Annotated in this window: 12 protein-coding genes and 1 pseudogene; 4 read left to right on the forward strand and 9 right to left on the reverse strand. The window is 63.8% G+C overall.

Annotated features, from left to right (window positions below):
• Positions 1–162: 162 nt before the first annotated feature.
• Positions 163–1,056, reverse strand: a complete 894-nt coding sequence (locus tag N0B28_RS10020; RefSeq protein ID WP_275731625.1) for a LysR family transcriptional regulator — start codon at positions 1,054–1,056, stop codon at positions 163–165.
• 94 nt (positions 1,057–1,150) lie between these two features.
• On the opposite strand from N0B28_RS10020, the gene N0B28_RS10025 reads away from it, so the two are divergent.
• On the forward strand, positions 1,151–2,317 hold the full coding sequence (locus tag N0B28_RS10025) for an MFS transporter (protein WP_275731626.1): 1,167 nt from the start codon (positions 1,151–1,153) through the stop codon (positions 2,315–2,317).
• A gap of 109 nt (positions 2,318–2,426) precedes the next feature.
• A pseudogene (locus N0B28_RS10030) lies at positions 2,427–2,652 on the forward strand (hypothetical protein); the annotation flags it as partial.
• A gap of 59 nt (positions 2,653–2,711) precedes the next feature.
• On the opposite strand, the gene N0B28_RS10035 reads toward N0B28_RS10030, so the two are convergent.
• Positions 2,712–4,124 (reverse strand): amidase, encoded by a 1,413-nt coding sequence (locus tag N0B28_RS10035; RefSeq protein WP_275731628.1) that lies wholly within the window; start codon positions 4,122–4,124, stop codon positions 2,712–2,714.
• 88 nt (positions 4,125–4,212) lie between these two features.
• Complete coding sequence (locus N0B28_RS10040; RefSeq protein ID WP_275731629.1) at positions 4,213–5,505, reverse strand: MFS transporter; 1,293 nt, start codon at positions 5,503–5,505, stop codon at positions 4,213–4,215.
• A 97-nt stretch (positions 5,506–5,602) separates the two neighbouring features.
• On the opposite strand from N0B28_RS10040, the gene N0B28_RS10045 reads away from it, so the two are divergent.
• Complete coding sequence (locus tag N0B28_RS10045; protein WP_054914269.1) at positions 5,603–6,586, forward strand: Lrp/AsnC family transcriptional regulator; 984 nt, start codon at positions 5,603–5,605, stop codon at positions 6,584–6,586.
• Between the two features lie 36 nt (positions 6,587–6,622).
• Here the strand turns inward: N0B28_RS10045 and N0B28_RS10050 are convergent, their stop codons facing one another.
• The 3 genes from N0B28_RS10050 to N0B28_RS10060 all read right to left on the reverse strand — a co-directional run bounded on the left by N0B28_RS10050 (position 6,623) and on the right by N0B28_RS10060 (position 8,294).
• Positions 6,623–6,955: a hypothetical protein gene (locus N0B28_RS10050; RefSeq protein WP_275731632.1), complete on the reverse strand. Its 333-nt coding sequence runs from the start codon at positions 6,953–6,955 to the stop codon at positions 6,623–6,625.
• 76 nt (positions 6,956–7,031) lie between these two features.
• Complete coding sequence (locus N0B28_RS10055) at positions 7,032–7,541, reverse strand: autoinducer binding domain-containing protein (RefSeq protein WP_275731634.1); 510 nt, start codon at positions 7,539–7,541, stop codon at positions 7,032–7,034.
• Positions 7,542–7,661: 120 nt separating this feature from the next.
• Entirely contained in the window at positions 7,662–8,294 is a 633-nt protein-coding gene (locus N0B28_RS10060; protein ID WP_275731636.1) for a hypothetical protein, read from the reverse strand.
• A 346-nt stretch (positions 8,295–8,640) separates the two neighbouring features.
• On the opposite strand from N0B28_RS10060, the gene katG reads away from it, so the two are divergent.
• Complete coding sequence (gene katG / locus N0B28_RS10065; protein ID WP_275731638.1) at positions 8,641–10,911, forward strand: catalase/peroxidase HPI; 2,271 nt, start codon at positions 8,641–8,643, stop codon at positions 10,909–10,911.
• Positions 10,912–11,001: 90 nt separating this feature from the next.
• Here katG and N0B28_RS10070 read toward each other — a convergent pair whose 3' ends face one another.
• The 3 genes from N0B28_RS10070 to N0B28_RS10080 all read right to left on the reverse strand — a co-directional run bounded on the left by N0B28_RS10070 (position 11,002) and on the right by N0B28_RS10080 (position 14,305).
• A complete protein-coding gene (locus tag N0B28_RS10070; protein WP_275731640.1) occupies positions 11,002–12,870 on the reverse strand; it encodes an ATP-binding protein in 1,869 nt (622 codons plus the stop codon).
• 8 nt (positions 12,871–12,878) lie between these two features.
• Positions 12,879–13,562 (reverse strand): response regulator transcription factor, encoded by a 684-nt coding sequence (locus N0B28_RS10075; RefSeq protein ID WP_043861687.1) that lies wholly within the window; start codon positions 13,560–13,562, stop codon positions 12,879–12,881.
• A gap of 107 nt (positions 13,563–13,669) precedes the next feature.
• The gene (locus tag N0B28_RS10080) at positions 13,670–14,305 is read right to left on the reverse strand and encodes a LysE family translocator (protein ID WP_043861688.1); all 636 of its coding nucleotides are present in this window, start codon (positions 14,303–14,305) and stop codon (positions 13,670–13,672) included.
• Positions 14,306–14,353: the final 48 nt, after the last annotated feature.

Below are 14,353 nucleotides of genomic sequence, written 5' to 3' on the forward strand. Positions count from 1 at the left end.
CACAAAAAGCGATAGGCGAAGGTTAACGGGGTGGGGGTGGGTATTCAAGGTTCTGGCTTGTGGGGAAGCTGGAGGGGTTACCGTTTCAGCATCGATGCTGGTGGGGTAACGACATTTTGGAGACTTCAACACCACAAGCACCCGGAATTTCAGATCAAGCGCTTACATCCGGTGATGTTCCAGCAAGAAGTCCACGAACAATCGCACCCGCGCCGGCATTGCCGCCCCGCCGACGAACACAGCATGGATCGGTTCCTGGTCCCCAGGGTTCCAGGCTTCCAGCAGCGGTATCAGGGCGCCGCGCTGTAGATCCTCGCGCACGCTGAACTCGCCGATACGTGCAATGCCGGCACCTACTCGCGCAAGTTGTGCCAGCGCTTCACCACTGCTGCATTCGATGTTGCCGCTGACCTTCAGGGAAAACTCTTTTCCACCGCGGATGAACGGCCAGTTGGGTTCGGCACGCCGGAAGTTGAAGCGCAGGCAATTGTGCTGAAACAAGTCTTCCGGCTCCGTGGGGATGCCCTCGCGCTGCAGATACTCGGGCGATGCCACCACTACCTGGCCGGTGTCGCCGATCCTGCGCGCGGTCAGTGGGCTGTCGGGCAGATGGCCGAAGCGGATCGCGACATCGGCCTGCCCGCCGAGAATGTCGACCACTTCGTCGCCGAGGGTAAGGTCGACGACGATGTTCGGGTAACGGGCGCTGAATGCTGCCACCAGCGGGACGATGGCCAGCCGCCCGTGGCCAAGGGCGGCACTGACCCGCAATCGCCCCCTGGGCACGCCCTGGTCAGCGATCGCTGCTTCGACCTCGTCCATATCGGCCAGGATACGCCGGGCGCCGCGCAGGAACGCTTCGCCCTCGGCAGTGAAGGCGATCGCTCGGGTGGTGCGCAACAGCAGGCGGGTGCCAAGGCGTTGCTCGGTACGCGCGATGACCCGACTGACTGCCGAGGGTGTCACGCCCAGTGCACGCGCCGCGGCCGACAGGCTGCCTTCGTGCGCCACGGTGGTGAACACGCTCATTTCACCTGACCTGCCGTTGAAGTCCACTTGTGCCTCCTGCGCAAAGGTGATTGCCAAAAATGCTATCTACCGCGTTAAAAAACTGCATCGTAGCATTGGCGGCATAGATAAGGAGCCTTCCATGCGTATCAATCCACCACTTGTCGCACTTGCCATCGGTGCCTTTGGCATCGGCGTAACAGAATTCGCCCCCATGGGCATGTTGCCGGGCATCGCTCAGGATCTGGGCGTTTCGATTCCCGCTGCCGGTTTGCTGGTCAGCGCCTATGCGCTGGGCGTATTGCTCGGCGCACCGCTGATGACCCTGACCACCGGCAGGATTCCCCGACGCTATCTGCTGATCGGGCTCATGGGGATTTTCACCTTGGGTAATCTGATGTCAGCCCTGGCCACCGATTACTACAGCCTCATGGTCGCCAGGGTGGTGACCTCACTGAACCATGGTGCATTTTTTGGCGTTGGCTCCATCGTCGCCGCCAGCGTGGTCGCCCCGGAAAAACGTGCCGGGGCGGTGGCGGCTATGTTCATGGGCCTGACCTTGGCGACCATCGGCGGTGTGCCGCTGGCCACCTGGTTTGGTGAACTGTTCGGTTGGCGCACCGCTTTCTGGGGAATTACCGGCCTCGGCGTGGTGACCATGGCCGCATTATGGTTCGCCCTGCCTAACCTGAAGACGTCGCAAAGCGTCGGTGTAATGGCCGAAATTCGAGTACTGGGACGCGGTCCGGTGCTGGGCGCGTTGGCCCTGACCGTAGTCGGGTCGAGCGCGATGTTTACTGTCTTCACCTACATCGCGCCGATCCTCAGCAGCGAGACCAATGGTTCCACCGCCTATATCACTGGCATGCTGGTTCTTTTCGGGGTGGGGTTGACGCTGGGCAACCTGTGGGGCGGCAAGGCCGCCGACCGCTCGATAGATCGCACCTTGATCGTCTCGCTAAGCGTTCTGATTCTCGTCTTGCTGGCGTTCACCCTGCTGATGCGTTGGGCGGTGCCGGCCGCTCTGGCCATCCTGATATGGGGTATCGCCAGTTTCGCCCTGGTGCCGCCACTACAGATGCGTGTGATGGAAGCAGCGAAAGACGCGCCCAATCTTGCCTCTGCGGTGAACATTGGCGCCTTCAATTTTGGCAACGCGATTGGCGCAGCACTGGGCGGAGCGGTGATCAATGCCGGGTTGGGTTATCCGGCCATTTCCCTGGCCGGAGCGTCGATGGGTGCTCTGGGGCTGCTGATGGTGTTGGCGTATGGCTGGCGTTCCAGAACGATTGCATCAACAGTGGTGTGACGAAGCGCTGATGCCAGTGGCGTAGCGACAGTGGTCGAGCCTGAATTCAATGCGTGATGGTTGGCCGCCCCGATGACCCCTGGCGTGATCGAAGAGGTTGTTCAGCGCTTCGCGAATACTGCACGCCTTGGCGAACATGGCCGTAGTGAAGTTTCAACTGCGTAAACTCAGTCGCAATAAAAAATCCCGACCCGAGTGTTTCACCGTTGTTCGCGCTGATCCTGCAACAGGCCGCCATGGCCTTTCGCACCCGCCAGTACCGGAGATGGGTAGAAAAGTCTTCGCATTGCAACGGCCTGACGATCGCAGCGCACGGCGATGGTCTGCCTGGATGACACCTGCGCAACATCACTGAAGACGTTGCGCCAGGTGCTACGCGAGTGTTGTTCCGGGCTTAAAGCCCCCACCGCCCCAGCTCGGGCTTGCGCTCGTCAAGCAACAGTGCAGGCGCCATGGCGCTCGCCATGTTCAGCAAGTGCATGTCGGTAGATACCGGTGACAGCAGCTGCACGCCAATCGGCATCTGTGCTTCATCGAATCCGGCGGGTAGGGCGATTGCCGGGGTGCCGAGGTAGTTACTGGCGCGGCTGAACGTGCCGATGCTCACGTGAGCAGCGTCCTGGTCATCAAGAGGCAGGGCCCCGTGACCGCTGACCGGCATCAGCAGAACACCGGATGAGCCGATCGCTCGTCTGAAGGCCTCGGCGGCGTGGGCACGCTGTGCAACGGCGTGTTCGTAGTCGTCACGGCTGATGGCCGCGCCGGCCAGGATGCGATTGCGCACCACCTCCCAGAGCGGCTGCGCGGGGTCATGTGCAAGGTGGCCGAACTCGCGATACCCCTCATAGGCAATGATCATCGAGTTGCACTCGGACAGCCGGCCAATGTTCAACTCATCCTCTGGAACCCAGCTCTGGAGCGTCCAGCCGGCCTTTTCCAGGGTGACCAGGGCCTGATCCCAAACCCGGCGAGCGCCCACGGACAGCGCACTTGGGAACGCGCTCTGGTCCAGTACGAACACCGTGCCCGGCTTGGCTGGTACCAGCTCACCTGCAAGGTCGGCCTGAACGCTCGACCCACTGCCGGTAGACGGGCTGGCAAGGATGGCCGTAAGTGCATGGGCGTCGCCAACATCACGGGCGATCGGGCCCAGCACGTCGAGGCTGGGCGCAAGCGGAACCACACCGTGCACGCTGATGACCCCGCTGGATGGCTTGAAGCCGACCAGATGATTGAGCGATGCGGGGGCTCGGATCGATCCGCCGGTATCGCCCCCCACTGCAACAGGTACAAGCCCTGCGGCAACAGCAACCGCCGCACCTGAAGAGGAACCGCCCGGGGCGCGATGCAGCGTTGTGTCCCACGGGTTCCAGGGCGTGCCTCGGGTCGGGTTCTGCCCGGACAGGCCGAACGCAAATTCGGTCATCTGGGTCTTGCCCAGGATAACCATTCCGGCCGCCTGCAATCGTTGCGCGACGGTGCTGGTCACGGCACTGACAGTGCTCAGGCGGCTCAACGAACCTGCCGATGCCGGGGTATGGGCGATTTCGATGTTGTCCTTGATGGCGACCGGTACGCCATGCAAAGCGCTCAAAGGGTGGCCTGCCTCGAGCGCACTGTCGGCGGCATCGGCTGCCGCCAGGGCTTGCTCTGCGAACACTGCGGTAAAGGCATTGAGCTCGCTGCCGCGAGCAATGCGGTCCAGAAAGTAGTGCGTGACGGCACGCGAGGTGATCTGCCGGGTAGCGATCAGATGGGCAATCTGCAGGGCAGACTGGAAACATAGGGCTTCGGATCGTTCGAGCATGGGTTCTAGGTTCTAAGCGGTGTGGGTCGGTAATCCCCGTATCCGATACTCGTTGGCGGGGATTGCATGGCGTTGTTCGAGCCAGTGACTATTTCAGTGGCTTTCCGGCTGTTTCCGGCATTTTGATGAAGGTCACAAGCGTGAGCGCGGCGCCTGCGAGCACGTAGTAGAAGAACCAGCTCTCCTGACCGTTGCTCTGCAGCCAGGTCAGCAGATACGGCGTGGTACCGCCCAGCAGCGCCACCATCAGGTTGTAGGGAGCACCAATGCCGACGGCGCGAACGCGGCTGGGGAACTGTTCGGACATGATTGCCGGGGCGATGGAGGTATAGAGCGCGTAGAGCATAAGGCCGAACAGCTCCACCATCAGGATCGACGAGAACGTCGGCTGCATGCTGGTGATGATCGGGTAGAAGAACACCAGGTAGCCCAGGGCGAACACGATCAGTTGCGGCTTGCGCCCGAACTTGTCAGAGAGCATGCCGAAGAGTGGGTGCACGAGCATGAACGCGACCATTGCAACCGTGTTTGCTGCGAACGCTGTCGAGGACTCCACGTGCAGCGCACGGATGGCATAGGTCGGGATGTAGATGACGAACAGGTAGAAGGCAAAGGTGCTCAGGATCGAAAAGCCCACGATCCGCAGGGTCTCGCACGGATAATCGCGCAGCAGGGTGCGCAGCGGTTGCTTCTCTACCTTGTCTGCGGTTGGCGGCGTGGAGGCTTCTGCTTCAGGTACCGACATACGCAGCCAGATGCCTGCGATACCGCCCAGGGCGCCGAGCAGGAACGGAATGCGCCAGCCGAACTCTCTCATCTGTTCCTCGGTGAGGAGGGTGGTAAGCGCCCAGCCGATCGCCGAGGCGGTCAGAATGCCCGCGGCGGAGCTGAAGAACACAAAGCTCGAAAAGAACCCGCGACGGTGGTCCGGCGCCAACTCGGCAAGGTAGGTAGAGGCTGAAGCGTATTCACCGCCCAGCGACAAGCCTTGCATCAGGCGCGCTATCACCAGCAAGACCGGCGCGAGCAGGCCGATCTTCTCGTAGGTGGGGGTGATGCCGATCATCAGGGACCCGCCTGCCATCAGCAGGATGGTGACCCCCAGTGCCGATTTGCGGCCATAGCGATCAGAGTAGATCCCCAGGGCCCAGCCACCGATCGGGCGCATGAAGAACCCCACGGCGAAAATCGCGAAGGTCGCCAGCAGGGACGCCGTTTCGTCATTTTTTGGAAAGAATTGTGTGGAAAAGAACACCGCGAACGACGCATAGATCGTCCAATCGAACCACTCCACCGCATTGCCAATGCTGCCAGCAGCAATTTTGCGCGCGGTTGATACCTGCGGCTTTGCCGCTTCGGACGTTTGAGTCGCATAATTCATTGGCTTGTGCCTTTGGGTTTGAGTTGTAATTGTTTTTAGACATATGCGGCGTTTTTTTGTATTAATTTGGCCACTTGAGCGAAGGTATTGTAAGGATATGGTCTCGTCAACCGTTGATTCGGATGAAAAAAGACATTTTGCGTTGGATGACGCGGATCTGGCCTGCCTGATTGCACTGCAGGCGAACCCTCGCGGCACCTGGCGGGATCTGAGCGCCGGCTGCGATGTGGCGGAGCGTACGCTTTCGCGTCGCCTGCAACGCTTGATGGACAACGGGTATATCCGGGTGATCGGCGAGCTCGACCCGGTTGTGGTGGGGAGTGGCCCGGTGCTGCATGCCTGGATTCGGGTAGCAGACGGTCGTCAGAGCGAAGTGGCGCAGCACCTGGCGCAGTGGGCACAGACGCAGGTTGTGATGGCGACAACGGGCGAGTTCGACATCTTCACCGAGATCAACCTGCCCAGCGTGGAAGCGCTTTCTGACATGGTGGTGCGGGAGTTGCCGCTGGTGCCGGGGGTTAGGCAGGTTCAGACGCAGGTGGTGCTCAGGTCGTTCCGACGAGCCAGCCGCTGGCGTATTGATGGTTCGGTGCCTACCGAGCCGGTGCTGGCCGGGCCTGTGAGCCTGAGTGCTGACGAAATGCGGTTACTCGGCGCCCTGACCCTGGATGGAAGGGCCAGCCTGGGCGTGCTTGCCGAGACATGTGGAGTCAGTGAGCCGAAGGTTCAGCGGATGCTGAGTGGGCTCGTCGACAGCAATGCCCTGACATTTCGTGTGGAGCTCGAGCCGTTGCTGGTGGGCTATGGGGTAGAGGCGATTGTGTCGTTGCAGACTCGACCGGGTGCGGCGGAGGGCATTGCCCAGGAACTGGCGAAGGATGAACACACGCGTTGCCTGTTTGGCACCAGTGGCGGCTCGCAGCTGTTCTGGCATGTGCTGTGCCGTGATATCCATGATCTATGGACCGTCTCGACCGCCCGCATGGGATCCTTGGAGGGGATCATCTCGTGTGAGACCAACACGGTGGTCAGGGCCTACAAACGGGCGGGGCGAGTGCGTCGAGGGTTGATGGTCGAGTAGGGCTCATGCCTGCCTTTGTGCAAGCAACGTAGCTGGCTACGTTGCCTGTTTGGGCTTCCAGTAGTCCATCTCGGCCATCGCTCTTTCAATGTCATCCATGTCGTCGCAGCCCAGCTCGAGGTTGAACTTTTCAGTGATTGTTCTTCGCATGGCGGCCAGTCGACGGGTGATCTGGTTTTCATCGATGAACCGTGTCGTCTCTTCGCAATACAGCGCTCTGTTGCCTGGGCTGATGTCGCCATCAACATCCTTGTAGTAATGGCGGGCAATGTCTCTCAGGGAAATGAGCATGTATTCGATATCGGCGACAAGGTGGATGGCTTCCTCTCCAGACAGGAGGATTTCTCTGTTTTCCTTCAGCAATTTCAATGGGTCTTCCACTCGATCTTTGAACGGGTCAGGTAGCGAGGATATCCCATGTGGCGCTGGCGAACCCCATTGCGGGTCACTCGGATGATGACGGCCCCTGCGGGTCATTCACCAGAGCGGCCGCCGTCGCATGCAGCACCTGCACCAGCCACAGCACCGCGGCCCCCTTGCGGTAAAGCTCATTGACGGTCACGGGCGGGTGTTGGCGTATCACGCTCAAGCTGCTGAACCTGCCGTGCTCATCGTGAAAGGGTTGGGTCCAGCCGAGGCAAACGCCGTGATCCTGCGCGCCTGCCCACAACTCGGGGGGGCTGGTGAAAGCCTCTGGTGTCCACAGCAACGGGAAGGATGAGTGCCGGCTGTGCGCAAGCAGGGGCTCAACGACCGCAGGCTCATGGCGACGGTAGCGCTCGCCCCATGGGTTGGGGCAGTTGCTTTGTGTGATCGAAAAGGTCGGGGTGGTGAAACTGAAGGCGTAGCAGTCGAAACCCAGGCACCGAAGCAGCTTTTCCAATTGCGCCAACTGGCTGTCCAAGTCCTTCGAGCACACCAGCTGACGCAGTTGCTCCGTTGTCCAGTGATCCATCGTTGCTCATCCCTGCATGATGTGAACATCCGTGGATACAGATCAGTTTCTCCTGATAAATACGTATCAGATGCGCCTTTTACGACTGTAGCTCAGCTTTTTGCGCTATTGCAAAAAGCGCTAACGCTTTTGCCGGGTGGCCTGCCTCCGGTCGGACCCGCCCTCAGGGTCAAGCTCGCGCAGGCTTGCGGGCCCTTGTGCCGGTGATTCACCAGTCACCTGGCACAGCAACGCGCTGACTCGCTCGCCGTCCACCACGCCCCGTGCCTGCAAGAGGTCGGCCACTGCTACCAGCCCCGCCCAGTACCGGCGTACCAGGCAGCCAGACCGGGCGATGGCCAGGGCCTCGGCATCGAGCAGCTTGTGCGCGGGCAACAGGCTGATCAGTTCATGCCCGCGGCAGCGGTCGCCACGGCCGCTGCCGCGCAAGACCCGGTCATAGCGTGCGTGCCGGTGGATGGCTTCGGCCACGGGCCCGGCAAAGCAGTGCAGCAGGTCGCGCTCGATGGGTTCGACGAGGGAGGGCAGGTACTCGGCAATGCCACGGGCGGCGAAGGCCGGGTGCACGATCAGGTAGTCCGCCTCCACCAGCCCCTCGGCAAAGTGCGCACGCCCGTTCAGGTCGATCAGCGGGCCGCTGGCGGCCTGGGCGTGGGTCAGCACGGTCACCCGTGCAATGGGCTGGCCGTTCCACCACACGGCCAAGGCGTGACCGGCCTCGTGGATGGCGGTTGAACGCGGGCGCATGTCCATGGGGCGAGCCTCCCGTGGGGTGGTCGCTCGCCCTGACTACGCCTGCGTTATCGGTGCACGGCTCAGCGAGCGTTTGTCCTACCTTCTGCTCCCTGGCGGGTTCCGTATAAGAGATTATGGCTATCACCCACCAATACTGCGGCTATTTGCCGACTCGGGGGCGGCGAACTAGCCTTAGTTCGGTGCCGGCGCCAGCTGGCCGACCCATCCTGATGAAGAGACAAGATCGCGGCGCTCAGCCGTTCGAGTCGTTGACGATGCAACCTGTGTAACTGATTTCGCACGTTGCCACGGCGCCCTGGCAGGGCTGCCTGGCGACATGAACTCGACCAAGGGTAGCTCTCACATGGCAACTGAATCGAAATGCCCGTTCAATCATGCCGCCGGCGGTGGCACCACCAACCGTGACTGGTGGCCCAACCAGCTCAACCTGAAGATCCTGCATCAGCACGTGCCCCAGGCCGACCCGCTGGGCGAGGGCTTCGACTATGCCCAGGCGTTCAAGAGCCTGGACTTCCAGGCCCTCAAGCAGGACCTCACCGCGCTGATGACCGACTCGCAGGACTGGTGGCCGGCCGACTTCGGCCATTACGGGCCACTGTTCGTGCGTATGGCCTGGCACAGTGCCGGCACCTACCGTACCGGCGACGGGCGCGGCGGCGCCGGCTCCGGCCAGCAGCGCTTCGCGCCGCTCAACAGCTGGCCCGACAACGTCAGCCTCGACAAGGCGCGGCGGCTGCTGTGGCCGATCAAGCAGAAGTACGGGCGGGCGATTTCCTGGGCCGACCTGATCGTGCTCACCGGCAACGTGGCGCTGGAGTCGATGGGCTTCAAGACCTTCGGGTTTTCCGGCGGTCGCCCAGACGTGTGGGCGCCGGACGAGGACGTGTACTGGGGTTCGGAGAACAAATGGCTGGGCGGCGACACGCGATACGGCAAAGACCCTGAAGCCATGCAGCCGCCGGGCGAGGGCACCCTGGTGGCCGAACCCGAGCAGCACGGCAATGAAGAAAGCCGTACCGAGCAGGGCCGCAACCTGGAGAACCCCCTGGCCGCAGTGCAGATGGGGCTGATCTACGTGAACCCGGAAGGCCCGGAAGGCAACCCCGACCCGGTCGCCGCCGCCAAGGACATTCGCGAGACCTTCGGGCGCATGGCCATGAACGACGAGGAAACCGTGGCCCTGATCGCCGGCGGCCACGCCTTCGGCAAGACCCACGGCGCCGGCCCGGCCGACAACGTGGGCCCCGAGCCTGAAGCGGCGGGCCTGGAGGAACAGGGCCTGGGCTGGAAGAACAGCTTCGGCACCGGCAAGGGCCCGGACACCATCACCAGCGGCCTGGAAGTGACCTGGACCACCACCCCGACCCGCTGGAGCAACAACTTCCTGGAGAACCTGTTCGGCTTCGAGTGGGAGCTGACCAAGAGCCCGGCCGGGGCCCACCAGTGGACGCCCAAGGGCGGCGCCGGCGCCGGTATCATCCCCGACGCCCACGACCCATCCAGGCGGCGCAATCCCACCATGCTGACCACCGACCTGTCGCTGCGCTTCGACCCGATCTACGAGAAGATCTCGCGCCGCTACCTGGAAAACCCCGACCAGCTGAGCGATGCCTTTGCCCGCGCCTGGTACAAGCTGATCCACCGTGACATGGGCCCGCTGTCGCGCTACCTGGGCCCGGAACTGCCCGCTGAGGAGCTGCTGTGGCAAGACCCGATTCCCAAGGTCGACCACCCGCTGGTCGATGACGGCGACATCGCCGCGCTCAAGGCCAAGGTACTGGCCTCGGGCCTGTCGGTGGCGCAGCTGGTGTCCACCGCATGGGCGGCGGCTTCCACCTTCAGGGGTTCGGACAAGCGCGGCGGTGCCAATGGCGGGCGGCTGCGCCTGGCCCCGCAGAAGTTCTGGCAGGCCAACCAGCCCGAACAGCTGGCCGCCGTGCTCGCGACCCTGGAAGGCATCCAGAACGAATTCAATGGGGCGCAGGCCGGTGGCAAGAAGATCTCCCTGGCCGATCTGATCGTGCTGGCGGGCAACGCCGGTGTCGAGCAGGCCGCGAAAAACGCCGGGCATACGGTCACGGTGCCGTTCACGCCGGGGCGCACCGATGCCAGCCAGGAGCAGACGGACGTGGAGTCGTTCGGCTTTCTCGAACCCATTGCCGATGGTTTTCGCAACTACCTCAAGGGGCACTACCGCGTGCCGGCCGAAGCGCTGCTGATCGACAAGGCGCAACTGCTGACGCTCAGTGCACCGGAGATGACGGTGCTGGTGGGCGGCCTGCGGGTGCTGGGGGCCAATGTGGGCCAGAGCAGCCATGGCGTGTTCACCCAGCGGCCGCAGGCGCTGACCAATGACTTCTTCACCCACCTGCTGGACATGGGCGTGGAGTGGAAGCCGGTGTCCGAGGCCGCTCAGGCGTTCGAAGGGCGTGATCGCAAAAGCGGGCAGGTGAAGTGGACCGCGACCCGGGTCGACCTGGTGTTCGGCTCGAACGCGCAATTGCGGGCCGTGGCCGAGGTGTATGCCAGTGCGGATGCGCAGCAGCAGTTCGTCAGCGACTTCGTGGCGGCCTGGGCCAAAGTGATGAACCTGGACCGTTTCGATGTGAAGTAGCGCGTTCGCCGGGAAGGCCGGCCCCTGCAGAGCAGCACAACCCCTGCAGGGGCCGGCCTTGCCGGCCAAGCGAATGCCTGCAGTACCGGCTCACACGCTGGCCGGCACCTCCCGTTGCAGCGCAAGGCGTGCAACAAGCCGCGTACAACCCGGCAGCGAAACCACCTCCAGCTGACCGCCCACCCGGGCGATGCGCGCATGCATGCTGCGCATGCCCACGCTCACCCCGGCGCGCTGTACCGCCAGCACGTCGAAGCCGATACCGTCATCCTCGATGTTCAGCTCCAGGCTGTCGGGCTGCGGCTGCTGCAGCTCAACCCGCACATGCCGGGCACGGCTGTGCTTGACCACATTGGTCAGCGACTCTTCCACCAGGCGGGTCAACGCCATGCACTGCAAGGCGCTGGGCGGTGTGCACCACTGCGCGGCGAAGTGCCAGGTGCAGGTCACATCCAGTTCGTCGAACAGCTGGGTGAAGCGATGGCGCAGAGGGGCGATCCATTCCTGCGGCGTGGCCGGCACCTTGATGCCGGCGCTGGAGCCATTGTCGATGGTCTGGCGCAGGTCATCACGCAGCAATTTGAGCATCGACAGAAACTGCGGGCCCTGCAGCGGCGTGCTGGCCTGCTCGACCATGGCCATCATGCGCACCAGCGAACCGCCCAGCCCATCATGCAGGTCGTGGGCGATCTGCAGGCGGTCCTGCAGGCGGGAGTTGGTCAGCGCCAGGGCGTGTTCGCGTTCGAGGGTGGTGGCCAGTTCCCCGCGAGCGCGCTCGATGCCTTCGGCCAGTTCCAGGTTGAAGCGCTCGATGCGGCGCACGCTGCGCGCATGGCGCAAGCCCAGCACCACCGACATGCACAGGGTCGTCACCACGCTGGTGAGCGGTGTCCACGCGGGCGTTTCGCCGATCAGCTTCAGCATTATCAGCAGGTCATGGGCCCCGGCCAGCATGAATACCAGCAGGCTGGCGGCCAGCCACACATGCTCGGGCCGCCGGGTGCGCAAGGCATGCAGCTGAAACTGCAGGCAGTTGAGGAAAAACACCGTCGCCGTGCTCAGCACCGCCACCAGTTGCGCGTTGCCGACGCGGGCATCCGGGGCCAGTGCCATCAAGGCCACCAGTGCGGCAGTCAGCAGCCAGAGTGCCTTCTCCAGGCGCGGCAGCGATTGCCCGCCAAAGCGCCAGACAAACACGCAGAAACAGGTGACGTACATCACCAGCGCGATGCCGTTGAAGCGCGCAGCCATCAGGGTGGTGGAGAAGGGCCAGGGGCTGGTCATCAGTATATTGGCGATGAACAGCACCCAGCACAGGGCCATGGCCGCATACCAGCCAAAGATACGTTGCTCGCGGCGGATCACCCAGATACAGAAGAACAGCCCGCCCAGCACCGCCGAGACGGTCAGGTTGAGCACGAACAACGAGCGGTTGGTCCACAGCAACTCTTCATACAGCTGGCGTGCCGAGGCCTCATCCCCCAGGTACACCGGCCCCAGCCCGGGTGACTGTACCGCCAGGCCCACCACACGTACCCACAGCGTGTTGACGCCTTCGTTCAACAGGCCTTCGGGCAGGTGCCAGTAGCGGGGCATGTTCCAGCTGCGTGACAGCGGCTCGCTCAGCTGGCTGTCACGCCACAGGCGCTGGTCGTTGACGAACACTTCGCCGGCCATGATCACCGAGCGCAGCGTCAGTGCCACCGGCATGCGTTGACCGGCCGCGCAGTCGCGCTGCCACTGGAGGCGGTACCACACCGTGCCGTCGTGCTGCGGCCAGCGTCGGCTCCAGTCGTCGGGCAGGGTCACGGCCTGCCAGGGGCCGGCCTCGGGGCGGTTGCCCTGGTCATCACCCTGGGCGGCGGCTACCGACAGCACCTGCACGGTGCAGCTTGCATCGCCCGGCGTTGCAGCCTGCGCTGCACCCGACAGGCACAGGACGAGCAGCCAGCACGCCATCAGGCCTCTCAATCGAGCAGACCACGCGTGCGTGCCGCATGGATGGCGCGGGTGCGCGAAGACACCGCCAGCTTGCGATAGATGCGTTTGACGTGGCATTCGACGGTGTAGCGCGACAGGTTCAGCTGTTCGGCGATTTCGCGGTTGCCCAGGCCCTCGGCCACCAGGCGCAGGATCTGGTCTTCACGCGGGGTCAGGCGTTCGCCATCGGCGGTGTCGACCGGCTGGGCGGCCCCCGGGCGCAGTTCCTCGATGATGCGCCGGGCCACGAACGGGTCGATGGGGGCGCCGCCGCGCAGCACGCTGCGCAGCGACAACAGGATCTCCAGGTCGTCGCGTTCCTTGAGCACATAGCCGGTGGCGCCTGCCCGCAGCGCCGCGAGCAGGGTGTCTTCGGTGCTCCATGCCGAGATCACCAGGATCGCCTGGCCGGGGTCGGTGGCGTGCATCTCTTCGATCAGCTCGATGCCGTTGCCGTCGGGCAGGCCCAGGTCTACCAGCGCCAGCGCCACCGGCTGCGCCGCCAGGCAGGCGCGGGCCTCGGCCAGCGAGCTGGCGAACAGCAGGGCCTCGGGCCGGTAGCCCAGTTGCAGCAGCAGGGCTTCCAGGCGGCGGTGGATCAGTGGCTCGTCCTCCACCAGCAGTACCGGCGCGAGCAGCGTGGGTTCGGGAACAGTCGTCTGGATAGGCATGGGCAGTCTCGGGCGCGCGGTGGGGGCGACTGTGCCCCATGCAGCGGCCAATAGGTATCCCTGAAAACAGGTAAAAGAAGCCTCATAGCCTACCCCACGCCCCGGTGCTAGCCCAGCGCCATTACCGCGATCACGCCCAGCGCCAGCAGCACCAGCATCGCCCCCGTGGCCCGCTCCAGCCACGGCAGGGCACGGGCGAAGCGGCGGCGCACGTGTCGGTTGCCGATCACCACCGCCACCAGCAGGTCCCACGCCAGCACCACGCCGAACATCCACAGGCCGTAGGCCAGCTTCCAGCCAGGGCTTGCCTGCGGCCCGCTCAGCATGGCCGCCAGGCTGGCGTAGAACAGCGCGTTCTTGGGGTTGAGGATGCCGGACACCACCCCCATGCCGGCGGCGCCCAGCCAGGTGGTGGCCGCGGGCGACGGTGCCGGCGACCCCTGCGGGGCAACCTCCAGCGTGCTGGCACCGGCATGGCGGATGAACAGCCAGCCCAGGTACAGCAGGTAGGCGCAACCGGCCAGTTGCAGCACGATGAACAGCGTGCTGTGCGGCTGCAGCACCGACACGCCGGTAAAGGCGGCGACGATGAATACCCCGTTGGCCAGTGCGATGCCCAGGCAGGCTCCGCTGGCCACGCGCCAGCTGGTGGCCAGGGAGGTGCGTGCCACCAGGAAGAAATCCGGCCCGGGTGACAGCAGCGCCAGAAAGTGCGCTGCTGCAATGATCAGGAACTGCTCCATGTAACCTTCACTTCTATGGATGTGGGTCCAGGAAGTGTGTGGCGGGGC

Origin of the sequence: Pseudomonas sp. SD17-1 (assembly GCF_029201585.1) — a bacterium.
Classification (GTDB): domain Bacteria; phylum Pseudomonadota; class Gammaproteobacteria; order Pseudomonadales; family Pseudomonadaceae; genus Aquipseudomonas; species Aquipseudomonas palmensis.

Bases quoted from the DNA above. Each gene is read 5' to 3' on its own strand.
- N0B28_RS10025 (WP_275731626.1), top strand. From the start codon at position 1,151: ATGCGTATCAATCCACCACTTGTCGCACTTGCCATCGGTGCCTTTGGC.
- N0B28_RS10035 (WP_275731628.1), bottom strand. From the start codon at position 4,124: ATGCTCGAACGATCCGAAGCCCTATGTTTCCAGTCTGCCCTGCAGATT.
- N0B28_RS10040 (WP_275731629.1), bottom strand. From the start codon at position 5,505: ATGAATTATGCGACTCAAACGTCCGAAGCGGCAAAGCCGCAGGTATCA.
- N0B28_RS10045 (WP_054914269.1), top strand. From the start codon at position 5,603: ATGGTCTCGTCAACCGTTGATTCGGATGAAAAAAGACATTTTGCGTTG.
- N0B28_RS10055 (WP_275731634.1), bottom strand. From the start codon at position 7,541: ATGGATCACTGGACAACGGAGCAACTGCGTCAGCTGGTGTGCTCGAAG.
- N0B28_RS10060 (WP_275731636.1), bottom strand. From the start codon at position 8,294: ATGGACATGCGCCCGCGTTCAACCGCCATCCACGAGGCCGGTCACGCC.
- katG (WP_275731638.1), top strand. From the start codon at position 8,641: ATGGCAACTGAATCGAAATGCCCGTTCAATCATGCCGCCGGCGGTGGC.
- N0B28_RS10070 (WP_275731640.1), bottom strand. From the start codon at position 12,870: ATGGCGTGCTGGCTGCTCGTCCTGTGCCTGTCGGGTGCAGCGCAGGCT.
- N0B28_RS10075 (WP_043861687.1), bottom strand. From the start codon at position 13,562: ATGCCTATCCAGACGACTGTTCCCGAACCCACGCTGCTCGCGCCGGTA.
- N0B28_RS10080 (WP_043861688.1), bottom strand. From the start codon at position 14,305: ATGGAGCAGTTCCTGATCATTGCAGCAGCGCACTTTCTGGCGCTGCTG.